Annotated in this window: 26 protein-coding genes and 1 tRNA gene; 4 read left to right on the top strand and 23 right to left on the bottom strand. The window is 45.8% G+C overall.

Going from position 1 to position 22,593, the window contains the following annotated elements:
• Positions 1-427: 427 nt before the first annotated feature.
• The 21 genes from Q1V85_RS01035 to Q1V85_RS00935 form a co-directional block, all read right to left on the bottom strand.
• On the bottom strand, positions 428-1,801 hold the full coding sequence (locus tag Q1V85_RS01035; RefSeq protein ID WP_300596526.1) for an NADH-quinone oxidoreductase subunit N: 1,374 nt from the start codon (positions 1,799-1,801) through the stop codon (positions 428-430).
• 10 nt (positions 1,802-1,811) lie between these two features.
• The gene (locus tag Q1V85_RS01030; RefSeq protein WP_300596524.1) at positions 1,812-3,296 is read right to left on the bottom strand and encodes an NADH-quinone oxidoreductase subunit M; all 1,485 of its coding nucleotides are present in this window, start codon (positions 3,294-3,296) and stop codon (positions 1,812-1,814) included.
• 49 nt (positions 3,297-3,345) lie between these two features.
• Positions 3,346-5,253: an NADH-quinone oxidoreductase subunit L gene (gene nuoL / locus Q1V85_RS01025; protein ID WP_300596522.1), complete on the bottom strand. Its 1,908-nt coding sequence runs from the start codon at positions 5,251-5,253 to the stop codon at positions 3,346-3,348.
• Positions 5,254-5,275: 22 nt separating this feature from the next.
• The gene (gene nuoK, locus Q1V85_RS01020) at positions 5,276-5,602 is read right to left on the bottom strand and encodes an NADH-quinone oxidoreductase subunit NuoK (protein ID WP_300596520.1); all 327 of its coding nucleotides are present in this window, start codon (positions 5,600-5,602) and stop codon (positions 5,276-5,278) included.
• 61 nt (positions 5,603-5,663) lie between these two features.
• Entirely contained in the window at positions 5,664-6,164 is a 501-nt protein-coding gene (locus tag Q1V85_RS01015) for an NADH-quinone oxidoreductase subunit J (RefSeq protein WP_235555711.1), read from the bottom strand.
• A 19-nt stretch (positions 6,165-6,183) separates the two neighbouring features.
• Complete coding sequence (nuoI, locus tag Q1V85_RS01010) at positions 6,184-6,741, bottom strand: NADH-quinone oxidoreductase subunit NuoI (RefSeq protein WP_300596517.1); 558 nt, start codon at positions 6,739-6,741, stop codon at positions 6,184-6,186.
• A gap of 167 nt (positions 6,742-6,908) precedes the next feature.
• Positions 6,909-7,964 (bottom strand): NADH-quinone oxidoreductase subunit NuoH, encoded by a 1,056-nt coding sequence (nuoH, locus tag Q1V85_RS01005; protein WP_300596515.1) that lies wholly within the window; start codon positions 7,962-7,964, stop codon positions 6,909-6,911.
• Between the two features lie 27 nt (positions 7,965-7,991).
• Complete coding sequence (locus Q1V85_RS01000; RefSeq protein WP_300596513.1) at positions 7,992-8,381, bottom strand: HEPN domain-containing protein; 390 nt, start codon at positions 8,379-8,381, stop codon at positions 7,992-7,994.
• Positions 8,378-8,695, bottom strand: coding sequence for a nucleotidyltransferase domain-containing protein (locus Q1V85_RS00995; RefSeq protein WP_300596511.1), 318 nt, complete (start codon positions 8,693-8,695; stop codon positions 8,378-8,380). The genes Q1V85_RS01000 and Q1V85_RS00995 overlap by 4 nt, the downstream gene beginning before the upstream one ends.
• Positions 8,695-9,837, bottom strand: coding sequence for a 2Fe-2S iron-sulfur cluster-binding protein (locus Q1V85_RS00990; RefSeq protein WP_300596509.1), 1,143 nt, complete (start codon positions 9,835-9,837; stop codon positions 8,695-8,697). The genes Q1V85_RS00995 and Q1V85_RS00990 overlap by 1 nt, the downstream gene beginning before the upstream one ends.
• A 48-nt stretch (positions 9,838-9,885) precedes the next feature.
• Positions 9,886-10,263 (bottom strand): GxxExxY protein, encoded by a 378-nt coding sequence (locus Q1V85_RS00985; RefSeq protein ID WP_300596507.1) that lies wholly within the window; start codon positions 10,261-10,263, stop codon positions 9,886-9,888.
• A 48-nt stretch (positions 10,264-10,311) separates the two neighbouring features.
• Positions 10,312-11,673, bottom strand: coding sequence for an NADH-quinone oxidoreductase subunit NuoF (gene nuoF, locus Q1V85_RS00980; protein ID WP_300596505.1), 1,362 nt, complete (start codon positions 11,671-11,673; stop codon positions 10,312-10,314).
• A gap of 36 nt (positions 11,674-11,709) precedes the next feature.
• Positions 11,710-12,129: a VOC family protein gene (locus Q1V85_RS00975; RefSeq protein WP_300596503.1), complete on the bottom strand. Its 420-nt coding sequence runs from the start codon at positions 12,127-12,129 to the stop codon at positions 11,710-11,712.
• Positions 12,130-12,140: 11 nt separating this feature from the next.
• A complete protein-coding gene (locus Q1V85_RS00970) occupies positions 12,141-12,653 on the bottom strand; it encodes an NAD(P)H-dependent oxidoreductase subunit E (protein WP_300596501.1) in 513 nt (170 codons plus the stop codon).
• Positions 12,654-12,665: 12 nt separating this feature from the next.
• Complete coding sequence (locus Q1V85_RS00965) at positions 12,666-13,886, bottom strand: NADH-quinone oxidoreductase subunit D (protein WP_300596499.1); 1,221 nt, start codon at positions 13,884-13,886, stop codon at positions 12,666-12,668.
• A 67-nt stretch (positions 13,887-13,953) separates the two neighbouring features.
• Positions 13,954-14,457, bottom strand: coding sequence for an NADH-quinone oxidoreductase subunit C (locus Q1V85_RS00960; protein WP_300596497.1), 504 nt, complete (start codon positions 14,455-14,457; stop codon positions 13,954-13,956).
• A gap of 112 nt (positions 14,458-14,569) precedes the next feature.
• Entirely contained in the window at positions 14,570-15,151 is a 582-nt protein-coding gene (locus tag Q1V85_RS00955) for an NADH-quinone oxidoreductase subunit B (RefSeq protein WP_300596495.1), read from the bottom strand.
• Between the two features lie 76 nt (positions 15,152-15,227).
• Positions 15,228-15,620: an NADH-quinone oxidoreductase subunit A gene (locus Q1V85_RS00950; protein ID WP_300596493.1), complete on the bottom strand. Its 393-nt coding sequence runs from the start codon at positions 15,618-15,620 to the stop codon at positions 15,228-15,230.
• A gap of 117 nt (positions 15,621-15,737) precedes the next feature.
• Complete coding sequence (locus Q1V85_RS00945; protein WP_300596491.1) at positions 15,738-17,492, bottom strand: hypothetical protein; 1,755 nt, start codon at positions 17,490-17,492, stop codon at positions 15,738-15,740.
• 60 nt (positions 17,493-17,552) lie between these two features.
• Positions 17,553-18,473: a PstS family phosphate ABC transporter substrate-binding protein gene (locus Q1V85_RS00940; protein ID WP_300596489.1), complete on the bottom strand. Its 921-nt coding sequence runs from the start codon at positions 18,471-18,473 to the stop codon at positions 17,553-17,555.
• Between the two features lie 4 nt (positions 18,474-18,477).
• Complete coding sequence (locus Q1V85_RS00935; RefSeq protein WP_300596487.1) at positions 18,478-18,675, bottom strand: hypothetical protein; 198 nt, start codon at positions 18,673-18,675, stop codon at positions 18,478-18,480.
• Between the two features lie 198 nt (positions 18,676-18,873).
• On the opposite strand from Q1V85_RS00935, the gene Q1V85_RS00930 reads away from it, so the two are divergent.
• The 4 genes from Q1V85_RS00930 to Q1V85_RS00915 all read left to right on the top strand — a co-directional run bounded on the left by Q1V85_RS00930 (position 18,874) and on the right by Q1V85_RS00915 (position 21,522).
• Positions 18,874-19,509, top strand: coding sequence for a polysaccharide deacetylase family protein (locus tag Q1V85_RS00930; RefSeq protein WP_300596485.1), 636 nt, complete (start codon positions 18,874-18,876; stop codon positions 19,507-19,509).
• 143 nt (positions 19,510-19,652) lie between these two features.
• The gene (locus Q1V85_RS00925) at positions 19,653-20,417 is read left to right on the top strand and encodes a TatD family hydrolase (RefSeq protein WP_300596483.1); all 765 of its coding nucleotides are present in this window, start codon (positions 19,653-19,655) and stop codon (positions 20,415-20,417) included.
• Positions 20,418-20,466: 49 nt separating this feature from the next.
• Positions 20,467-20,553, top strand: a tRNA-Ser gene (locus Q1V85_RS00920).
• Between the two features lie 180 nt (positions 20,554-20,733).
• Positions 20,734-21,522 carry a sulfite exporter TauE/SafE family protein gene (locus Q1V85_RS00915; RefSeq protein WP_300596481.1) on the top strand — a complete coding sequence of 263 codons (789 nt, stop codon included), beginning with the start codon at positions 20,734-20,736 and terminating at the stop codon, positions 21,520-21,522.
• 186 nt (positions 21,523-21,708) lie between these two features.
• On the opposite strand, the gene tssD (Q1V85_RS00910) is transcribed toward Q1V85_RS00915, so the two are convergent.
• Positions 21,709-22,104: a type VI secretion system tube protein TssD gene (gene tssD / locus Q1V85_RS00910; RefSeq protein WP_300596479.1), complete on the bottom strand. Its 396-nt coding sequence runs from the start codon at positions 22,102-22,104 to the stop codon at positions 21,709-21,711.
• Positions 22,105-22,200: 96 nt separating this feature from the next.
• Positions 22,201-22,590, bottom strand: coding sequence for a type VI secretion system tube protein TssD (gene tssD / locus Q1V85_RS00905; RefSeq protein WP_231004832.1), 390 nt, complete (start codon positions 22,588-22,590; stop codon positions 22,201-22,203).
• Positions 22,591-22,593 lie beyond the last annotated feature (3 nt).

Below are 22,593 nucleotides of genomic sequence, written 5' to 3'. Positions count from 1 at the left end.
TTAGATCGTTTTATACCCAATGATCTATCGGCTATTGCCTTTACTTTGGGGAACATAAAGACTGGGGGACCATGGGAGATGTGTACGTTTAAAGTGCCTGGTTAAATCCTTGATACCCGACGCAAGAGGGCAAATCTTCAATCCCGGACATAATTAACTGAAGGCTGAAAACTGATAACTGATTGCTGCTTGAGGTTCCAGGTTAGAACATTTATACCCAATGATCTATCGACTATTGCCCTTACTTGGGGGACATATAGACTGGGGGACCATGGAATTAGTTCAGGCTTAACTGCCCGCCGGACGCCATTCGGGGGGAGACGGACAGGTTCAACGTTTAATGTCAGCTTTCGATCGAAGGGAAGTTCAGGGAGCAGGAACGGATCTCCATTCTCACATTTTCACATTTTCATATTTTCAAATTGTTCTAGAAATACAGCCAGCTAAAAATCACATTGGGAAACAGCCCGGTAAAAACGATCAGTACACAAATACCTACCAGTACATATTTTTCAAAAACACTGATCCCTGAAAAATGATTGGGGCCCTGTTTAAAGTACATGGCCTGGATCACCCTGAAATAGTAATAGGCACTAACAGCGGCCATCAATACCCCGAAGATTACCAGCCACAGATAATCGCCGGACTGGATCACAGCCTTTAACATATAGAACTTGGCCAGGAATCCTGCAGACAGCGGTATACCGGCTAAGGAAAGCATAAAGATGGTTACACATAAAGCCACCAGCGGCTGATGTGTGGCAAGGCCGTTAAACCCGTCGAACGAATAATCCGTCATTTTAGCAATCACCCCAAATATGCCGATGGTTGCCAGGCTGTAGGCAATGGCGTACAGCAACAGTCCTTCATGAGCGGTTTCATTGAGTGCTACCAGGGCAAACAACATAAAGCCCGCCTGGGCGATACTGGAGTATGCCAGCATGCGTTTAACGCTTTGCTGAAACACTGCGGTGATATTACCCACAAACAGCGTCAGCGCCGCCAGGATGGCCAGCCAGAGCTTCCACTGGAGCGCTACCTGGTCAAAGGCACTATAGAACAGGTGCAAAAATCCTACAAAGATGCCTACCTTAACAATGGTAGCCATAAAAGAAGTAAACACATTCGGTGCTCCGTCGTATACATCCGGAGTCCAGAAATGAAACGGGGCCACCGATACCTTAAAGCACATCGAAAACAGTAACAGGAACATTCCGGCAGTAAGCAGGTTAGATTTCACAAGCCCGGCGATATTCATTTTCCCGATATCAAAAGTGCCGGTTGCCCCATACATAAACGCTATACCCAGCAACATGATACCTGTTGAAAAAGCCCCCATCAACAGGTATTTCAAAGCCGCTTCATTGCTTTTCAGATCTTTTTTTGTTGAACCGGTAAGAATGTACAAAGGAATGGAAATGATCTCAATGCCCAGGAACAGCATCAGCAGGTTGGTGAATGAAGTAACCAGGAAAATACCTGTAAGGATAAAAAAGATCAGTGCAAAATATTCGGCATAGTGATTGCCCACCTTTTGCATATCCACAGAGGAAATAAGAAAATAAACCAGGGTACAGGTTATGGCAATCGAATTAAAAAACAGGGCGTAGCTGCTAAAAGAAAGAAAACCGGTTGTATCCAGGTGAAAGAGCCGGACACCCTTCGACTCCAGAATATTTACAACCAGCAACAGCAGGATGCCCAAAATAGCCAGTATGCGCACCGGAGCCTTTGTTTTGAACAAAAAGCTGGCGAACATCATCACAACACCTAATAAGCCTGATAATAATACTGCGTTCATATCGTTTCTCTTAATGCTTCTGCTTCATCAACATCGGAAGCACGTCTGAATTTTTTAAAATGGATTGACTGGTCTGATCTACGGCGTTTAAAAAAGGTTGCGGATAGATGCCCACAATTAAAATGGCACCGACAATAATCGCAAGAATGGCCTTCTCCTGAAAGGAGATATCAGTTCCTTTTACCGTAAGCGCATTGGTTTCGCCAAAGAACACCTTGCGTCCCATCCGGAGTGTATAAACGGCCCCCAAAATAATCCCCACACCCGCTGTGGCCATGATCGCGATCCCATTTTGGGAAACCCTTGATGCCACAATGCCCCTGAACATCAGGAATTCCCCGATAAAAGCATTGGTCAGCGGCAACGCAATATTGGCAAATGCAATGATCACAAAGAAAAAGGTAAGTGCCGGGGCTTTTTGAGCAATGCCTCCCAATGCGGATATTTTCACTGTGCCAAACTTCCGTTCTATGATCGCGATCACCATCCACATTCCAAGGATATTGATCCCATGGGAAAACATCTGGATCATGGTACCTTGCATGGCGCTTTTATCTTCTGCGAAAACAGCGGCACACATCAGTCCGATATGCGCAATAGAGGAATAAGCTACCAGCCGCTTCATGTCGTCCTGCCGCATCGCAATCAGCGAAGCATAGATGATGCCCGTTACCGCCAGCAGGGAAATCGTATCCCCATTTAAATAAGACGCTATAGGAAACACCGGCAGCAGCCAGCGCAACAGTCCCAATACGCCCATTTTTACCATCAAAGCGCTCAATACCATCGTAGCCGCCGTGGGCGACTGCTGGTAAGTATCGGGTTGCCAGGTATGAAAGGGGAATATCGGCATTTTTACAGCGAAGGCTACAAAAAACAACCAGAACAACCAGGTCTGTTCTTTCATAGAAAGACCCGAATTATAAAAGGCCGTAATATCAAACGAATGGTCCGGCGTGCGGGAGTATACATAAAGAATACCCACCAGCATCAACAAAGAACCAATAAAAGTGTAGATGAAGAATTTAAACGTAACGGCAATGCGTTTTTCGCCACCCCATTGCGAACAAATAAAATAAACCGGGATCAGGGCCAGTTCCCAGAAAAAGTAAAACAGGAGGGCATCCATCGCCAGGAATACGCCCATCAGCCCCGCCTGAGTCAGCAGCATTAACCCGAAAAAGTTATTGACCTTTTTATAAGCAGTAGTCCAGGTAGAAAGAAAAATAACCGGATAGCACAGTGCCGTTAACATGCAAAGCATAATGCCCATGCCATCACCTTTCAGTGAAAAGCTGCTGTTCAACAGTCCCATCCAGTCGGCCCTGAACGTCCAGTTACCAGGCGCGGTATATACCGCCACACCAAGTATGGCTATGATAAAGGTAACAATGGCTGCCAGTAACGACCAGGTTCTTACCTGCTCTTCCTTCTTTATTAAAAAAGTAGCCAACCCACTCACTAAAGGCACCAGTATCAACAACAATGCGATCATATTTCAAATTTCAAGTTCCAAGTTTCAGATTTCAGGTTCAGGTTCCGGATTATTTTCTCAAAAAGAACTGTACAATAAAGATCAGCACCATTCCCAATACCATCATCAAAATATAAGAGCCGGTTTGTCCGCTCTGCATCCAACGCAACTGGCGGCTGCTATAGCGCACCAGCCGTCCTACTCCATTTACCACTCCATCTACAATACGCTTATCCACTACATCATTCAGGAAGGATCCCAGGCGATTCAGCGGTTTTACGATCACGGCATCGTACAGCTCATCTACATACCATTTGTTTTCCAGTACTTTCCCAAAGCCGGAAGCGGGTTCCAGGTCGGGCTTTTTCGAAAAACGGGTCCAGGCAATGATCACTGTTATAATAATAAGCACGGAAGATAATCCTGCCAGCCCCCACTCGGTGCTATGATCCACTTCATGCGCAGACAGCAGGGCATAAGAATCTTTAAAGACCGGATGCAGAAAATCCGATAAGGCATGTGCGCCATGTACCATAAATTCCGGCACACCCACAAATCCACCCACCACCGAAAGAATGGCCAGGATGATCAGCGGAATGGTAATGGCTGCAGGGCTTTCATGCAGGTGATGTTCCTGGTCATGCGTACCGCGGAACTTACCTTTAAAAGTAGTGGCATATAACCGGAACATATAGAACGCGGTTAGTAATGCGCCCAGCAAGCCAAGGGCATATAATACCGGCGATTTGGCAAAAGCTCCCGCCAGGATCTCATCTTTTGAAAAGAAGCCGGAGAACCCGGGGATACCCGCAATAGCCAGGCAGCCCAGTAAAAAAGTAAGGTTGGTTATTCTCATGTATTTCGACAACCCGCCCATTTTGCGCATGTCCTGTTCGCCACCCATGGCATGAATTACACTACCACTGCCCAGGAATAACAAGGCTTTGAAAAAGGCATGGGTCATTACATGGAATACCGCAGCTACATAGGCGCCGCTTCCCAGTGCCAGGAACATATAGCCCAGCTGGCTAACGGTGGAATAAGCCAGTACTTTTTTGATATCGTTCTGCTTCAGCGCAATAGTGGCGGCCAGCAGGGCGGTAGCAATACCAATGATGGCAATAATATTTAAGGTTGCAGGAGCCATTGAAAACAAGAGATTGGCTCTTGCAATCATATAGATCCCCGCGGTAACCATGGTAGCGGCGTGAATGAGGGCCGATACCGGGGTAGGACCCGCCATCGCATCGGGTAACCAGGTATATAACGGGATCTGGGCACTTTTACCGGTTGCTCCCACAAATAATAATAAAGTAATGGCCGTGATCTCTTTGCCGGATAATTTTGCCAGCGATGCACTTGTAAAGATCTCGCTGAAGGTGGTGGTGCCCAGTTTGCTGATCAGTATAAACAAGGCAATCAGAAAGGCCAGGTCGCCCACCCGGTTCATGATAAAGGCTTTGTTGGCTGCCTTGCTGTATTCCTTTTTCTTAAACCAGAAACCGATCAGCAGGTAAGAACAAAGTCCTACACCTTCCCAACCGATGAACATGATCACAAAATTGGCGCCCATGACCAGCAACAGCATCGAAAAAACGAAAAGATTCAGGTAGGCAAAATACCGACCGAAATGCTCCGGCTTTTCGTCATGCATATAAGAGGTGGAATATACATGGATCAGGAAACCGATACCGGTGATGATCAGTAACCAGATGGCAGACAGCTGATCGATCTGGAAGGCAAAGGGAATTTTCAGGTTTCCTACATTGATAAAAGGGAAATATTCTGCGGTATGCACATTGCCGCCCCGTACCTGGAAAAACACCCACACACTGAGTATAAATGAAGCCAGGATCACCCCACTGCCAATGAACCCTACCGCTCCTTTTGATAAACTTTTTCTTCCCAGCCCGTTTATGATACAGCCCAGTAATGGTAATAGCGGGATCCAATAAACGATATCTAACACATTATTCATAATAAAAAGAATGCCGGCGCAATTAATGTTTCAGCCTGTTTAAGAAATTAATATTGATCGAGTGCACATTCCGGTACATCATTACAATGATCGCCAGTCCCACACTTACCTCTGCTGCGGCCACCACCATAATAAAGAATACAAACAACTGTCCGTCGGAACCCGCCGTAGCTGCTGCGCCCTTTGCCAGGTGGTGCATTTTTGAAAATGCTACCAGCAACAGGTTCACCGCATTCAGCATTAACTCAATACACATAAAAACAATAATGGCGTTCCTGCGTGTTAACACCCCTACCACACCAATGGCAAACAAACAAAGGGCAAGGGTGATGTAATAATTTATTGGCATGTAAAAAGTTTCAAGTTTCAGGTTTAACGTTTCAGGTTCAGGTTTCCGGTTCTGTATGATGCTACTCTTTTTTACCGATGACTACAGAACCGATCATTGCGCTTAAGAACAGTACACTGCTGATCTCAAACGGGATCACAAAAGTAGTAAACAGTTCCCTTCCCAGGCTTTTCACCAGCCCGATATCGCCGGTACCCATTTCCACCAGGTTCTTCTTCACCTCTGTATTCTTTAAAGCCGCGATCAGTACCAGGAACAGGCAGCTGCCGGCAATGGCACCCACAATCTGCAGCCATTTATTTTTAAGGGTTTCCGTAGCCCGGCTCAGGTTCATTAACATGATCACAAAAAGGAACAGTACCATGATGGCGCCGGCGTAAACAATGATATTTACAATAGCCAGGAACTGCGCATTCATTAAAATATAATGACCGGATATGGCAAAAAAGGTCACAATCAATCCCAATACACTGTAAACAGGATTTTTGCTGGTAACAATCATCAGCGCGCTGCCTATGGCAATCACCGTTAGTATCCAGAATAGTAGTTGCGTAATATTCATTTCGTTTCTTAATTAACCCTTAAACACCTTCTTTTTCCCTGCTGATGGTTCCCAACGCCTTTTGATAACCTTCCGGATCTGTAACCGGATTGGGAATCAGCAGATCTTCTTTTTTATAAATAAATCCTTTACGCTGGTAGTTGGCCGGGGTAAATGTTTGCGACAGGTAAATGGCATCCTTTGGACAAGCCTCTTCGCAATACCCGCAGAAGATACAACGCAGCATATTGATCTCATATTTTGCCGCGTATTTTTCTTCACGATACAGGTTCTCTTCCCCTTCCTGGCGTTCCGCAGCCTCCATGGTAATGGCCTCTGCCGGACAGGCTACGGCACAAAGTCCGCAAGCTGTACATCTTTCACGGCCTTCCTCATCCCGGTTCAGGATCTGCAGCCCGCGAAACACTTTACTAAAGGGCCTGGTTTCTTCCGGATACTGTATAGTGGCCTTCTTTTTAAAGAAATGCTTCAACGTAATGGCCATTCCTTTAAAAATATTGATCAGGTATAAACGCTCCACCCAGTTCATCGGTCTGCGATCAACGGGTTTGCTTCTGTTTGTTAATTGTACACTCATGTTTCTTTATACAGCGCTTTACTTTTTATTTTTTGTTTACCAGCACCTGTGCAAGGCTCAACATCCTTGTGTCACTCACTTGTACACTGGTACTGCTATCATCATTTCCACATTCCCACATTTTCACATTCTCACATTTCCACATTTCACATCTTCATTTTCAAATGCTATTTCTTCAGCCACAATATCACCACTGCTGTGATGATCATATTAGCCAGCGCCAGCGGTATCAGGCGTTTCCAGCCCAGGTGCATCAGCTGATCGAAGCGGAAACGCGGAACGGTCCACCGGATCCACATAAATACAAATACAAAGAACAGGGCTTTTGCCATCAGCGTAAGAAAGGTAAGCAGTGCTACCCAGTTTTCCCCGATATGCTGTGCCAGCTTCGCTTCATTTACAAACGGGATATCGTAGCCTCCAAAATAAAGGGTGGCCATAATTACTCCGCTTATAAACATATTGATATATTCTGCAAACAGGTAAAAGCCCAGCTTCATGCTGGAATACTCCTGGTGATACCCGAAATTCAGCTCGTTCTCTGCCTCCGGCAGGTCAAAAGGCGTACGGTTGGTTTCTGCCAATGCACAGATAAAAAAGATGATGAAACCGATGGGCTGGTAAACGATATTCCATACGGAATTGTATTGCTCACCCACAATAACGCTCATCTGCAAAGACCCTGTAAGCATCAGCACCGCGATCAGCGAAAGCCCCATTGCCAGCTCATAAGAAACCATCTGGGAAGCGCCCCGTATGGCGGCCAGCAAAGAGAATTTATTATTGGATGCCCATCCACCCAGCATGATGCCATATACACCCAAACTTACCACTCCAAATACATACAGGATACCGATGTTTACATCTGCCACCTGTAACGGTACAGCCCGGTTGCCGATGGTCATGGAACTGCCCCAGGGAATAACGGCGCTGGTCAGCAAGGCTGTAACCATAGCCAGTAAGGGTCCCAGGATGAATAAGAACTTTGAAGAAGCCAGCGGAATGATCTCCTCTTTAAAAAAGAGTTTGCCTCCATCGGCCAGCGGCTGCAATAATCCCAGGGGACCCGCCCGGTTAGGACCGATACGATCCTGGATAAAGGCCGCCACTTTCCGCTCTCCATATGTAGCATACATGGCCACTACCATTGATAAGGTAACAATGGCAGCAATCAGCACCAGTTTCTCAATAATAAAAATCCAATCAATAGCTAATAAATACATATACTTAATAATCTTTAGTCGCTTCTTTTATAGATGGGCTTCCACATATTTACTTATTTCTTTCACAGCATCTTTACCACGAGAGATCAGCGGTTCCACATCTGATCTCGAATAATTAGAGAAATCACCGTAATCTGCGTTATTCCTTTCATCAAACAAAATATCAAACAGTTTTCCGATATCGTCTTTAAAAACTTTTGTTTTAATAAACATCAAATGAAATTTATTCTTCACCCCTGAATGTGTTTTGGCAAAAGTATCTTTTATAAGTAAACATGCACCTGCCGCATAGAATACTGCATAATATACCCTGCTAACAACGGAATCATAAAATCCATTTACAAAAAGAACTTCTGCCTCATTAATACGCTGGTTTGATTTTGCCAGTTTTATATTTATCAGGTCTTTATTCATCATATCCGCACACCGTCTTTATCCACTTCAAAACGTAACGGGTAATTTTTAAACTTACTATTCCAGTCATTGCGGTTCAAAATAATGGTACTGATACAAATTGTATGCTCAAGCCCCACATAAAAGAGTTGATCTGTTATCTTATTTTTAAACGCCATGTTTACCTGGTGGTCAGACAACACTAATACATCCCAGTCACTATCCTCTTTAAAATCTCCCCGGGCCCGTGAGCCAAAAAGGATCATTTCAGCGCTGGCATCTACCGACAGCACCGCATGCTTGATCTCTTTCAATATTTTAGTATCCGGGTTATCCACTAATTCTTTTTATTTTCTAATTGCTTTTTGTTAAAAACCGCACCCGTTGCTGGTCCGGGAATCTTGCTCAGGTCTATAGAAGGATCGTTTACATCGCTGATGCTGTGAATGTCCATTAACAGCTTCGGCGCACGGCCTCCCATAACCTCGCTGATGGTTTCTTTTGGCCGGTCCAGCACTTCATAGTGGTTGGTGCCAATAACGGAATGCCGCGCCACTTTCATGGGACCTTCAATTACCCAATCCTTAATATCTTTCTTTTCAAAACGGCATTCGTTGCAGATCCAGCCGGTTTTACCGTCTTCTGCCGGTAATATTTCGCCCCACTGGTCTTTACGCGCCGTTACCCGCAATACCTCATTTCCGCGTTCCCAAAGGGTAACCTTACCGCAGCAGGTAGGACAATCTCTATGTGCATCCACTGGTTTGGTAAACCATACCCGGTTTTTAAACCGGAAGGTTTTATCGGTTAATGCTCCTACCGGGCAAACATCGATCACGTTCCCGATAAATTCATTATCCAGCGATTTTTCAATATAGGTAGCAATCTCTGCATGATCGCCCCGGTCCAGCACTCCGTGCTGCCGCTTGTTGGTGAGCTGGTCTGCCGTAAATACACAACGGTAGCAAAGAATGCAACGCGTCATATGCAGCTGGATGTATTTACCCAGGTTATGTTTCTTAAAATTGCGCCGTTTAAATTCATAACGGGTGCCCGCCTTCCCATGTTCATAGCTCAGGTCCTGTAAATGACATTCGCCGGCCTGGTCGCAAACAGGGCAATCCAGCGGATGATTGATGAGCAGGAACTCCACCACGCTGTTGCGCGCATTGATCACGCGTTCGCTGGTAATGCTTTTTACCTCCATTCCATCCATCACAGTAGTACGGCAACTGGCCACCAGTTTGGGCATTGGCCGCGGATCTTTTTCGGAACCCTTGCTTACCTCTACCAGGCAGGTGCGGCATTTACCACCACTGCCTTTCAGCGGTGTGTAAAAGCACATGGCCGGGGGTGTTACATCCCCTCCGATACTTCTTGCAGCCTGCAAAATAGTGGTGCCGGGCGGCACTTCCAGGGTAACATTGTCGATGGTTACCTTAAAGTTTGCAGGTGGTTCTTGTTTTATTTCGTCTGCCATATTCGTTTTCTCGCAAAGGCGCCAGGACTTCGCCAAGACGCCAAAATTTTATAAATTATTCACAATACGATGCATCCCATTTTTGATCAGCGGTACATTAAAGTTGATCAACAGCCCTAATCTCAAATCTGCTAACTTTAAATATGTTAACACCTGCTTATAATGTACATCTGCCAATGCCTCGATCGACTTAAATTCCAGAATTACCTTACCTCCTATTATCACATCAGGAATAAAACCAATTCCCATATCTATCCCTTCATGTATCAATCGCACACCCTGCTGCCTTTTAAACGCTAGTCCCGTTTTTTGCCACTCGTAACAAAAGATCTCCTCGTAAACGCTTTCAAATAATCCCGGCCCGTATAGGCTGTGAATTTTGAAACAGCAATTAACCGCAACTCTCGCTAATTCATTTTCAGTCATACCTTTTACTCTTTGCGTTGACTTTGCGGCTTTGCGTGAAACAATGATCTACACCGCAGCTGGCTCTGGTACCGGCAACGGGTCTGCATAATGCGCTAACCCAAAGTTCCGTGTTTGCGCTTCTGCGGCATTGGTAATATGCCACTCAAACTCATCCCGGAAATGACGGATCGCCGCTGCAACCGGCCATGCGGCCGCATCACCCAGGGGGCAGATCGTATTGCCTTCGATCTTGCTTTGGATATCCCACAGCAAATCAATATCACTCATCTTTCCCTGCCCCTGATCCATGCGCAATAATAACTTTTCCATCCAGCCGGTTCCTTCACGGCAGGGAGAACATTGTCCGCAGCTTTCATGGCGATAGAAACGAGCCAGGGTGTAGGTATGTTTTACCACGCACTGATCTTCATCCAGTACAATAAAACCACCGCTCCCCATCATGGTACCCGTTGCAAATCCGCCATCTGAAAGGCTTTCATAGTTCATGATCCGCGGTTCGCCCTTTGCTGTTTTCAGCAACAGGTTGGCGGGCAGTATCGGAACAGATGATCCTCCCGGAATACAGGCCTTCAGCTGTTTTCCGTTCCTAATCCCTCCGCACCATTCATCACTATAAATAAATTCCTCAACGGAGATGGTCATGTCGATTTCATATACCCCCGGCTTATTGATATTGCCACAGGCAGAGATCAGCTTGGTTCCTGTAGAACGGCCCACTCCGATCTTTGCATACTCCTCTCCGCCCATATTCATAATGGGAACTACAGCAGCCAGGGTTTCTACGTTATTCACCACGGTTGGGCGATCCCAGGCGCCTTTAACCGCAGGGAACGGCGGCTTGATCCGTGGGTTGCCCCGCTTTCCTTCCAGGGATTCGATCAGCGCGGTTTCTTCTCCGCAGATATATGCACCTGCGCCCCGCTGCACATAGATCTCACAGTCGAAACCGGAGTTTAAAATATTTTTACCAAGAAAGCCATTTGCTTTGGCTTCGGCAATGGCCTGCTCCAGGATATCGGGGATCCAGGAATATTCGCCCCGGATATAGATATAGGTCACATTCGATCCCAGCGCGTAACTGGAAACGATGAGTCCTTCAATTAATAAATGCGGAAGGAACTCCATCAGGTATCGGTCTTTAAAGGTTCCCGGCTCGCTTTCATCTGCGTTGCACACCAGGTGGCGGGGAACGCCTTCGGGCTTGGCGATAAAGCTCCATTTCATTCCTGTTGGGAACCCTGCACCGCCACGGCCTCTTAAACCGCTTTTTTTTACTTCTTCCACAATTTCATCGGGCGACATTTTCAGCGCCTTTTCCACACTGCGGTATCCACCGTTTTTGCGGTAGGCATCATAATAACGAATGCCTTCGATATGCGCGTTCTCTAAAAGTAATTTTATTCCCATTGCTCCGTTTTCCTGTTCAATAATTTGTTTGCCGCTTTAATCCTTTGGCTTGTCGTAGTTAAACATCCAGCTGATACCAAACCGGTCGGTAACCATTCCGAACTTAGCGCCCCAAAAAGTATCCTGCAACGGCATGGTAATGGTTCCACCGGCAGCCATCGCATTAAATGTTTTTTCAATGGCATCCTCATCCGTAAAATTCAATGCCAGGCTTAGATTAGAGCCGGAGGTCACCGAAACATCGGGCGGGCAATCGCTCACCATAAAGTTCAGCTCACCTGCATTGAATAGTGCATGCATGATCTTATCCTTATGCGATGCTGCTACGGGATAATCGGCCTGCGTATCTCCAAAGGTTTGTTTATGTACCACCTGTCCGCCCAGTGCTTCTGTATAAAAATCCAGGGCTTCAGCTGCATCGCCGTTAAAATTCAGATATGGAGTAATTGCCTGCATATGCTATTGTTTTATTGATTTACCAGCGCCTGGGTTCTGCACTCAGCGATGATGGCATCTACTTTTTCTTTGGTCAGGTGCTCTTTGTAAAATTTACCCATCTGCATCATCGGCGCATAGCCACAGGCACCCAGGCACTCTGCCGTTTTTAGCGTAAACAGGCCGTCGGCCGTGGTTTCGCCGGGTTTAATGCTCAGCTTTTCCCCAATATAGGCAATGATATCATCACTTCCCTGGATCATGCAGGGACCGGTCTGACATACTTCAAAAACGTATTTCCCTACTGGTTTCAGATTATACATGGTATAAAAAGTAGCTACCTCGTATACCTCAATCGGCTCAATGTTTAACAGTGTTGCCACATAGTCCATCGTTTCCGAACTCAGCCATCCAAATACCTCCTGTGCCAGGTGCAGCACCGGCAGCAGGGCACTCTTTTGCTTGCCTTGCGGATACCGGGCGATGATCTGGTTCACTTTATCCAATTGTTCCTGAGAAAACTGTATCATGATCTTTTGCTCCATTATTAATTTCGTTTATGCATCCATTTCCCCTGCAATCAGGTTCATGGACGACATTACCACGATGGCATCGCTCAGCATCGCTCCTTTTACCATTTCAGCATAGGCCTGGTAATAAATAAAACAGGGCCTTCTGAAATGCAGCCGGTAGGGGGTTCTTCCGCCATCGCTGATGAAATAAAAGCCCAGTTCGCCATTGGCTCCTTCCACCGCATTGTATACTTCGCCTGCCGGCATATTGATCTCACCCATGATGATCTTAAAGTGCCAGATCAATGCTTCCATTTTTGTATATACATCCTTTTTGGGAGGCAGGTAGTATTCCGGAACGTCTGCATGATAGATGGTTGCTTCCTCCCCCTTCAGGTCGTTCAGCTTTTGCATTGCCTGCTGAATAATGCGCAGGCTTTGCCACATTTCTCCGTTCCGCACCAGGAAGCGATCATAAGAGTCGCCGGTTGATCCAACAGGTACTTCAAAATCAAACTCCTCATACCGGCTGTAGGGCGCTACCACCCGTACGTCATAATCGACACCCGCAGCGCGAAGATTGGGCCCGGTAAACCCGTAGTTCAGCGCCCGTTCGGCACTGATAGGGCCCGCACCGATGGCGCGTTCCATAAAGATCCGGTTACGGGTAAACAGATCTTCAAATTCTTTTAATACCGCAGGATATTCTTTCAAAAACCGCTCGATCTTTTCAAAGGCGGTATTGGTAAAATCACGCTCAAAACCGCCGATACGGCCGATATTGGTGGTTAAACGGGAACCGCAGATCTCTTCATAGATCTCATAAACCAGCTCCCGGTATTGCATTACATATAAGAACCCGGTATAGGCACCGCTGTCTACCCCCATAATGGAGTTACAGATCAGGTGGTCGGTGATCCGCGCCAGCTCCATAATGATCACCCGCAGATAATCAACCCTTTTGGGTAGCTGTACCTTTAATAATTTTTCGCAGGTGAGGTGCCAGCCCATATTATTAATGGGAGCTGAGCAATAATTTAAGCGATCAGTAAGCGGAGTAATCTGGTATAAAGACCGGCGCTCGGCAATTTTTTCGAATGCCCGGTGAATATAGCCAACTGTAGAATCAGCGGCAACGATCTTTTCACCATCCAGCTCGATAATGTTCTGAAAAACCCCATGGGTGGCCGGGTGCGTGGGCCCCAGATTTAATGTGGTTGTCTGCTTCTCAATACTACCGCTTGGTAATAATACATTGTCGCTCATAATCTATATTCGATATAACCGTTCAAAATTGTGGTGTTTATACGCACAACTTCGAGCTTTAAACTTTTTATCTTCCGAACATCTCGTCGTCCTTATCGATACGGCTTTGGTCTTCCAGCGGATACTCTTTCCGCATGGGAAAATAGTCCATTTCTTCTACATTGAGTATGCGTTTGAGGTTGGGATGCCCGATGAAATTGACCCCGTAAAAATCGTAGGTTTCCCGCTCCATCCAGTTTGCGCCCGCAAAAATGCCGGTAGCAGTGTATACATCCGGTTGTGCAACACTGGTAAATACTTTATACCGGATCCGCACATTTTCCCTCATGTTATGCAAATGATACACTACTGCTATTTCCTGTCCTTTATTATCGGGATAATGAACGCCGCAGAGATCGGTCAAAAATCCGAACTGAAGCGTTTCGTCTTCAACCAGGAAATTCAGGACTTTCAGGTTGATTTCTTTGTCGGACCGGAAGCTCAATAAACCATACTGCTCTTCAAACCCGGTGACTTGGTCACCAAATTTTTCTACCAGCTTTTCCTTTATATATTCGTTGGTCAATGCCATCTTAATTTGAAAATTTGAAAATGTGCTAATTTGAAAATTTGAGAATGTTTTGAGGAGTTATTTATTAATTACCCTTCGCCGTATTTTCAAATCTTCAAATTTTCAAATTGAATTATTGTATCCCGTAGCTTTCCAATAACGCCTTATACTGTTCTCCATTTCTTCTGCGGAGACTTTCCTTACCCACCAGGTCCTGTATGCGCATCAGCCCATCCAGGATCGCTTCTGGTCTGGGAGGGCATCCCGGAACATAAACATCTACCGGCACTACCTGGTCAATACCCTGCAGCACACTATAGGTGTCGAAGATACCGCCGCTGCTGGCACAGGCTCCTACCGCAATTACCCAACGGGGTTCTGCCATCTGGAGATACACCTGTTTTACCACCGGGCCCATTTTTTTGGCAATGGTGCCCATCACCATCAGCAGATCACATTGACGGGGCGAAAAACCCACGCGTTCACTGCCAAAACGGGCAATATCATATGTAGCGCCCATGGTGGCCATAAATTCAATACCGCAACAGGAAGTGGCAAACGGCAGTGGCCATAAAGAATTCTTACGGGCCAGCCCGATGACATTATCCAGTGTTGTTGCAAAAAAACCCTGTCCCTGGTGGCCTTCCGGCATGTCGACCATGCTGATATCCGCCTCCAGTGGTTTTTTCTTAATATTATATGATACCGGTCTCATAAAATCAATTTGAAAATTTAAAATTTGAAGATTTGAAAATGGCCATTGGCACATTCACTCCTTTTCAAATTACCTGTTAATCCTCCCACTTCAGTGCTCCGCGCCGGATGATATAGATAAATCCGCAGAGGAAAAATGCTACAAACATCAGCACGGCGTAAAACCCGCTCCAGCCCAATTCTTTAAAATTCACCGCGTAGGGGTAAAAAAAGATCACTTCCACATCAAACAACACAAAAAGAATAGCGGTAAGGAAATATTTGATCGCAATGGGCTGCCTTGCCTCTCCGTGCGACTCAATACCACTTGCAAAGTTTTGCAGTTTATCGGAAGTCCGCCTTTTTGGCCCCAGCAAGTGGGTAACGCCCATCAGGGTAACGATCATTCCCGCTGCAAATAACAGTTGTAAGCCAATGGGCAGGTAGGAGCCTGAAGTATCTAAATTCGTCTGTATAGCTAAATTTATCATCTCAATTATGCAATAAGCAAAAATAAGGTAACCATTTAACAAATCCTTTTTTTGAATGCTAAAAAGCAAACAGCCCCGAAAAATTCCGGAGCTGTTTTTATTTGAAAAAACGTATCGTTATTTCTGACCGCCGGTGCTGTCCTTTTTCGGAGCGGTACTGGTGGTATCTTTTGTTCCGGCAGGTGTTCCGCCGCTTTTTGAACCGGTAGCCGGTTTCGTGTTCATTTTATTTACCTGGTCAATGTACGCCTGTACCTGTTGCTTCATATTATCGTTTGGCGCATTTTCCAGTGCCACATTCAAATACTTCAACCCGGTTTCTTTGTCGCCCTTTTCATTTACATAGTAAGGGAACAGCACTGCGGCTGCAGTAAAGGCGTTGATCTTAGCATCCCTTGCTGTGTCCTTTTGAGAGAAAGCTACCAGTTTTTCGGCATCCGGGATCAGGATATTCTTTGCATTCGTAGAATCAAAGTACCGGCTGCTATTAAACGTCCACAGGTAACCATAGTTCACATCCGGGAACTTGGTACGCATGACATCGAATACTTTCCAGGATTTTTCATATTCCTTACCCTGAAAGTAAGCGCGGTAACCTGCATCAAAAAAGTCGTTGATGGTAGGATTGGGTTTGATCTCCAGGATCTTGCTCAGCAGGTCGCCCTGTAAGCCATATTGTTTCCTTTCGGCAAAGAATTTAGCACCTTCCTGCAACATCTTAACCCGTCCTGAAATAGTGGTATCGGCTTTCAGACCATCTTCATATGCTTTCATCACTTCATTTTCCTTACCCGGTGTAGCGGCATAAACAGTCGCTTTCAGGTTGAAATCAAGCGGATCCAGATCATCCTTGTCTGCTTTTTCAAAGTATTTTTCCATATAGGGCAGGGCCGATTTGGCATCGCCTTTATCCACATAGCTCCAGGCTAACAATTTAAAAAGATTCGGTTTTGCCAGGTCGCCCATTTTTTGCAGAATGCTTTTTCCGGAAGCGATGGCATCATCGTACTTTTTCTCCAAATAGAACGTTTGTGCCTTATAGTAATCGTTCCAGGGGCTGGGATCAGAGTTGGCAATGATCTTATCAGCAACTGCGTTTGCGCCGGCATAATCTCCGGTACCTATTTTATATTCGTACAACGCATCGTACGCGGGTACATAAGCAGGGTTTGCCGCAATCGCTTTGTCGATATTTTGCAGGTACAGATCATAATTCCGCTGCGATTTAAAGATCAGCCCATTTCTCAGGTATGCTTTTGCAAAGCTGGGTTCTGCGCTTACCGCATCACTGTAGGCGGTAAAAGCAGCTGTACCGTCACCTGGTTTTGCTTTACGGTAAGCATCCCCCAGGTTTGTAAGAATATCGGCACGTAACCAGTTGTTCTTAGACTTTTCAGTTTCAGCTTTTGCTTCTTCCAGTTTTTGTACGGCGTAGTTGATATCACCGACCTTGTCGATATTATTGTATTCCTTGGCAATGGTTCCGCCAACGGCATTCAGGATCTCAGGGTCATTGCCCTTGCGGCCTTTGCTGGCAGTTAAAGCGGCTTCAAAACTTTGTTTAGCCTCGTTCGCTTTTCCATCCATCAACTGTAACTGGCCTTTTGCTACCAGCAGCCAGGCATCGTTGGGCTTTGCAGCCAACGCCTTGTCCAGTGCCTGTTGTGCACCGGCTTTATCCTGATTCTCAATATCTGCGCGCACCAGCCAGTAAGTTGCTTCTGGCTTATCGCCCTGTTTTTCAAAAATTGATTTTGCCCCCAGCACTTTTCCCGAGTACAGCGCTTTTACACCATCCTGTATGGATTGCGCATTTACCGCTACCCCCAGAATTACTGTAAGTGCTAAAAGCCCGATTTTCTTGTTGATCATTTTTCTAATTTTATTTTACCAGTAAATAATAGAGTTGTAAATATACCCTTTTTATAAATTTTATTCTTTTGTTTGTGCCGGACGAACGATAAAGGCCCGCCGCCCCGGCATTAAATAGGCTCTTTTAAAAATCAGCTGCCCGATTTCATCTGCCATAAACTCTGCAAACCCTGTGCCTAACCCCCGGTGCCCTTCTTTTACAATGTACACCAGGTCCCTTGTCATCGGGTATCGTTTGGTGTAAATGTTTGCCTGTACCGGTAAGACGTATTTCCCGGGCTTATCGGTGCTCTCCAACTGCACAATTTTAACCTTTTTTAAAAAACTTAATTGTTGTGCATCATCCTGGTTCCCGATCCAGCTTACCCCGATAAAACCAATAGCATTGGGATTATTGGCCACAAACTGAATCACGGAATCACTGGTGCTGGCCCCCATCGCTTTTGATGTGATCTTCTGCCCCTTTAATACGCTATCCATCAGGAATCGTACAGTACTTGTAGCAGACAGTCCGTCAAAAACCGGAATCAGCGGTTTTGTATAATTGCCCGTCAGCACCGACCGGATCTCCCCCATTGTTAATAAGGTATCTTTGGAGGACGGATTTACAATGACTGCAACCGCATCCCGGGCCACCGGCAATTGTTTTACCACCACATGCAACGAATCTACAACCGACCGGATCTGCTCATCCGACAATTTTATGGTAGCAATTACCATCCGGATACTATCATTGAACAGATCGGCCATGCATTCTGCTTCCGGCTTATATTGCGCATGAATCTTTGTACTGTCATTATTAGATTCATATACCTGGATCAACGCATCCACGATCGGCCGGAATGATTCATCGGCACTGATGGTGATTACACCTTTTTTGGGAGTATCGGTATACACGCGGGCCCGGCCATCACCAGATGCGCAGGAATACACCAAGATCCATAACACACTGCCCAATATTGCAAGGCGCCATCTTTTCATTGCTCTATTTAAAATAATTTTTCTTGTATCCCCGGTAAATACGCCACCCACCATAAACTACAAACAACGCTCCCAACAGAATATCTATTGTGTCCGGCGGAAACCGTTTGTTCAACGCCAGATCAAACTGGTGCCGAACGATCAAAAACACCCCCACAAAGATGATCACCACTCCCATTGCATAGTCCAATACCGATCGCATACCGGCAACCTTTTTATTCCGTTGCCTTTCATAATCTTCATTTGATTTTACAGTCATATCGTTGATGAGGAGCGGCAATTTATTGATTTTTCTAATTAGATACAAAATTTTAAAATTCCATAATATACGAAGGCCTGCCTGGGTGAAGTATCTGTTAAAACGGCCATTGTTCAAATTAAATGCTATTTTTATGATTGTATGTATTTTGTAAAAGCGCCCTGGTTGTTGAAAAAGATCTACACCCGCTACCTGTGGGACCTGCCGGCATCTAAAAAAAAGATTTTCTTAACATTTGATGACGGGCCCCATCCGGTAGCTACTCCTTTCGTGTTGGAACAGCTACGATCCTGGAATGCAAAGGCCACTTTTTTTTGTGTGGGGAAGAATGTGGTAACGGAGGCAGCGCTTTATCAAACCCTTCAAAATGAAGGACATCGAATTGGAAATCATACATTTACTCATCTTAATGGATGGAAAGCAGACACCCCAATCTATCTGGACAATGTGCTGCAGGCCGCTAAACATATTGATTCGGAACTTTTCAGACCACCCTATGGTCGCATTAAAAAACAACAGGGCCGGCTTTTGCAGGAAGGTGCTTTGGGCCGAAAATTCAGGGTCATTATGTGGGATGTTTTAAGTGGGGATTTTGACCGCAGCCTGGCACCGGAAAAATGCCTGAACCATGTACTCAAATATACCCGTGACGGGTCCATTGTTGTTTTTCACGACAGTGAAAAGGCTTTTAAAAACCTCTCCTTTGCCCTTCCCCGGATGCTCGAATATTTCTCCGGACAGGGATTTACATTTGACAGCTTACCGGAAAGCCCCTGATAAAAAACAGGGCCCGGGTGAATACCCAAGCCCGATTTTTAATCCGTACCCTATGAAAACTTAGGGGTGAAGGTAGATTGTTTTCAACACTTTGTCAAAAAAATATTGATTAATATTGCCATTTTAACAACCCTGACCGAATCATGTTGATTGATACGCACGCCCATATTTATAGTAAAGAATTTGATGCCGGCCGGCCGGAAATGATCCAGCGTGCATTTGATGCTTCCGTTACCACGATCCTGATGCCTGCTATCGACAGTGAAACCCACCCGTCAATGCTGGAAGTGGAGGCGGCATATCCCGGAAAATGTCTGAGTATGATCGGACTTCACCCGGTTTCCGTAAAAGAAAACTTTAAAGAGGAGCTGCAAAAAATTGAAGCATTGCTGAAAGAGCGGTCTTTTATCGCCATCGGCGAAACGGGGCTGGATTTTTACTGGGACCTGAGCTTTAAACAGCAGCAGGAAGCGGCACTGGAACAACAAATTGAGTGGGCACTGGAGTACAACCTTCCCCTGGTGATCCACAGCAGGGAATCGACGGATGCCTGCCTGGAAATCATTAAAAAATATACGCCAAGCGGATTGCGGGGAGTGTTTCATTGCTTCGGCGGCAGCCTGAACCAGGCCAGAGCGATCATTGAAGCAGGTTTTTACCTGGGAATCGGCGGGGTGCTAACCTTTAAAAAAGCAGGGCTGGACCAGGTTTTGAAGGACATACCGTTGGAGCATCTTGTGTTGGAAACCGATGCCCCCTACCTTGCGCCTGTACCTTATCGCGGAAAACGGAATGAACCTGCCTACCTGCCCCTGATTGCGCAAAAACTGGCTGAGGTATATGAAACGCCCCCTGAAGAAATCGCGCGGATCACGACCGCGAACGCAAAAAAATTATTCGCTTTATAGCAACAGATCCCGTATTTTTGCAGCCCTTCCGATAATTTCGGGATCAAACAGAGAGGTGTCCGAGTGGTTGAAGGAGCACGCCTGGAAAGTGTGTATACGGGAAACCGTATCGAGGGTTCGAATCCCTTCCTCTCTGCAAATTTGTGTAAATGCCTCCTTCGGGAGGCTTTTTTTATGGAGGTCATCCAAACTTTATACCTGGTAAACAGACCACTGATTCTGCTTTGTCAGGACACCTGTGCCTTCCTACTGTTCCGGTAGGCTGCTTTTCCAAACCGGATATTCTTCCGATATTGGGAAAATTTTTCAGAACCCGTTGATAGTATTCGGTTATATATGTTCGTTGCTGATCGGTGTGTCATTAGGACTTATCGGTAGCGGCGGCTCTATTTTGGCAATTCCCATACTGGTGTATTTTTTCGCCCTCACACCGGAACATGCCACTACGCATTCTTTATTTATTGTGGGTATTACCTCAGCTATCGCCGTTCGGAAACACTACCGGTTTGGAAATCTGAAGATCCGGGAGGCGCTTTATTTTGCGATTCCCTCCATCATCAGCCTGCTGCTTTCCCGTAAATATCTTTTACCTGCAGTTCCTGAGGTAATATTTGACCACGGCATTACCATTACCAAACATATGGCCATGATGGTACTGTTTGCCTTGCTCATGTTGGGTGCTTCGTTTTCGATGATCCGGAAACCCACGCCTTTAGCAGCTTCCGGCAATATTTCTGTCAGCCGCCTGGTGTTGCTGGGCCTGGTGATTGGTATCGTGACCGGTTTCCTGGGTGCCGGAGGTGGCTTCCTGATTGTACCCGTGCTGGTTTTTTATGCCGGTATAAGCATGCGCCATGCGATTGCTACTTCGCTGCTCATTATTGCCATTAACTCCCTTAGCGGGTTTGTCGGCGACCTGGTAAATCGTGTAGTGTTCGACAAACAGATCCTGGTTACTGTATCTGCTACCGCAATAGCGGGTATGTTTGCGGGGCTTTATTTATCAAACCGGATCGGTACCCACAGGTTGAAGCCGATCTTCGGCTATTTTATTTTCCTGATGGGACTTTTTATCCTCACCAAAGAATTGTTTTTTAGCAGGTGAAAGAAGGATACTTTTCCCAGACGGCTATAGCCGATGATTCATATCACCCCTTCAGGGTTTTGATTCCTTCTTTGAGGCTGCGTTATAATAATTTCATCCCTTCGGGATTTTTTGCCTGGGAAATATAAAAAAGCACCTCTTGAAGATCACTTCAACCGGTGGTTAAAAGAGCGCCGGCCCGGCCGGTTATGCTTCGTCCGGCCAGTTATTTTTGTACGTGGAATCGTTCAGCTTGATTTCTTTAGCACTCAGCTGCATCGAGATCTGCATCGGGTATTCGCCATTATGATTGTACTCTTCCCGGTAGTCGACACAATGTGCGTCGCTGAATTTTAATGTTTTTAATTTGCTCATACTATCCCGCCTGTAAAATACAATTTCCCCGCTTTTTGTTTGTGTGGAGCTGATCATCCAGTCGAACAGATTGGTGTTGCCGTTGCTTTCAATGGTAATGTCGATCACCCCTCCCATCGGGATAGAAGTAGGCCGGTTGGTACGGTCCGTTTCCTGCGAGAACCGGAAACGGCAATTGAGCACCGTTAGCTCCTCGCCATCGGCTGTAAATTTTGCTAGAAATGACATAGATAACAGTTTAAATAACCCGGTCCGTTAGCCGGACCGGGTTATGATTCGAATACTGATAAAAGCTGAATCAGCTTAAGAAGTTCGGGCCCGGTATTAAACCGCCCATTGGTTTACATGAGAAGCATTCCCCATTGAAATTTCTTTTGCGGAAATGGTAAATGTTTCCGTGATGGGATTATCACTGGTAGAATTGAAGTTTTCCCGATACTGCACAAGGTAGCCTTCTTTGAAGTTGAGCTCTTTCATGGTGGCATCTGAATCCCTTTTGGTGAATACGATCTTACCATCTTTTCTTTCGAAATTGTTACACATCCATTCGAAAAAGTTGGTTTCACCGGTTGACTCAACGGTGAGCGTAATTTTTCCACCACGGGTGATTGACGACGGACGGCCTGTTGCATCCGTTTCCTGATTGAGCGCATAGTTCATGTCGAGGACATTGACCTTCTTGCCGGCTACCTCTAATTGTGCTTTAAATGACATAAC

Source organism: Niabella sp., from assembly GCF_030150205.1.
Lineage (GTDB): Bacteria > Bacteroidota > Bacteroidia > Chitinophagales > Chitinophagaceae > Niabella.
This window is presented reverse-complemented; position numbering and strand designations above follow the sequence as displayed.

What these genes read in the sequence shown, in the direction of transcription:
- nuoL (WP_300596522.1), bottom strand. Translation starts at nt 5,253, where the DNA reads ATGAATAATGTGTTAGATATCGTTTATTGGATCCCGCTATTACCATTA.
- tssD (WP_300596479.1), bottom strand. Translation starts at nt 22,104, where the DNA reads ATGTCATTTCTAGCAAAATTTACAGCCGATGGCGAGGAGCTAACGGTG.
- nuoI (WP_300596517.1), bottom strand. Translation starts at nt 6,741, where the DNA reads ATGAGTGTACAATTAACAAACAGAAGCAAACCCGTTGATCGCAGACCG.
- Q1V85_RS00950 (WP_300596493.1), bottom strand. Translation starts at nt 15,620, where the DNA reads ATGATAAATTTAGCTATACAGACGAATTTAGATACTTCAGGCTCCTAC.
- Q1V85_RS00960 (WP_300596497.1), bottom strand. Translation starts at nt 14,457, where the DNA reads ATGGCATTGACCAACGAATATATAAAGGAAAAGCTGGTAGAAAAATTT.
- Q1V85_RS01035 (WP_300596526.1), bottom strand. Translation starts at nt 1,801, where the DNA reads ATGAACGCAGTATTATTATCAGGCTTATTAGGTGTTGTGATGATGTTC.
- Q1V85_RS00965 (WP_300596499.1), bottom strand. Translation starts at nt 13,886, where the DNA reads ATGAGCGACAATGTATTATTACCAAGCGGTAGTATTGAGAAGCAGACA.
- Q1V85_RS00985 (WP_300596507.1), bottom strand. Translation starts at nt 10,263, where the DNA reads ATGACTGAAAATGAATTAGCGAGAGTTGCGGTTAATTGCTGTTTCAAA.
- Q1V85_RS00955 (WP_300596495.1), bottom strand. Translation starts at nt 15,151, where the DNA reads ATGAGACCGGTATCATATAATATTAAGAAAAAACCACTGGAGGCGGAT.
- Q1V85_RS00975 (WP_300596503.1), bottom strand. Translation starts at nt 12,129, where the DNA reads ATGCAGGCAATTACTCCATATCTGAATTTTAACGGCGATGCAGCTGAA.
- Q1V85_RS01000 (WP_300596513.1), bottom strand. Translation starts at nt 8,381, where the DNA reads ATGATGAATAAAGACCTGATAAATATAAAACTGGCAAAATCAAACCAG.
- Q1V85_RS00940 (WP_300596489.1), bottom strand. Translation starts at nt 18,473, where the DNA reads ATGAAAAGATGGCGCCTTGCAATATTGGGCAGTGTGTTATGGATCTTG.
- nuoH (WP_300596515.1), bottom strand. Translation starts at nt 7,964, where the DNA reads ATGTATTTATTAGCTATTGATTGGATTTTTATTATTGAGAAACTGGTG.
- Q1V85_RS00945 (WP_300596491.1), bottom strand. Translation starts at nt 17,492, where the DNA reads ATGATCAACAAGAAAATCGGGCTTTTAGCACTTACAGTAATTCTGGGG.
- Q1V85_RS01030 (WP_300596524.1), bottom strand. Translation starts at nt 3,296, where the DNA reads ATGATCGCATTGTTGTTGATACTGGTGCCTTTAGTGAGTGGGTTGGCT.
- Q1V85_RS00990 (WP_300596509.1), bottom strand. Translation starts at nt 9,837, where the DNA reads ATGGCAGACGAAATAAAACAAGAACCACCTGCAAACTTTAAGGTAACC.
- tssD (WP_231004832.1), bottom strand. Translation starts at nt 22,590, where the DNA reads ATGTCATTTAAAGCACAATTAGAGGTAGCCGGCAAGAAGGTCAATGTC.
- Q1V85_RS00925 (WP_300596483.1), top strand. Translation starts at nt 19,653, where the DNA reads ATGTTGATTGATACGCACGCCCATATTTATAGTAAAGAATTTGATGCC.
- nuoF (WP_300596505.1), bottom strand. Translation starts at nt 11,673, where the DNA reads ATGGGAATAAAATTACTTTTAGAGAACGCGCATATCGAAGGCATTCGT.
- Q1V85_RS01015 (WP_235555711.1), bottom strand. Translation starts at nt 6,164, where the DNA reads ATGAATATTACGCAACTACTATTCTGGATACTAACGGTGATTGCCATA.
- Q1V85_RS00930 (WP_300596485.1), top strand. Translation starts at nt 18,874, where the DNA reads ATGTATTTTGTAAAAGCGCCCTGGTTGTTGAAAAAGATCTACACCCGC.
- Q1V85_RS00970 (WP_300596501.1), bottom strand. Translation starts at nt 12,653, where the DNA reads ATGGAGCAAAAGATCATGATACAGTTTTCTCAGGAACAATTGGATAAA.
- nuoK (WP_300596520.1), bottom strand. Translation starts at nt 5,602, where the DNA reads ATGCCAATAAATTATTACATCACCCTTGCCCTTTGTTTGTTTGCCATT.
- Q1V85_RS00935 (WP_300596487.1), bottom strand. Translation starts at nt 18,675, where the DNA reads ATGCGATCGGTATTGGACTATGCAATGGGAGTGGTGATCATCTTTGTG.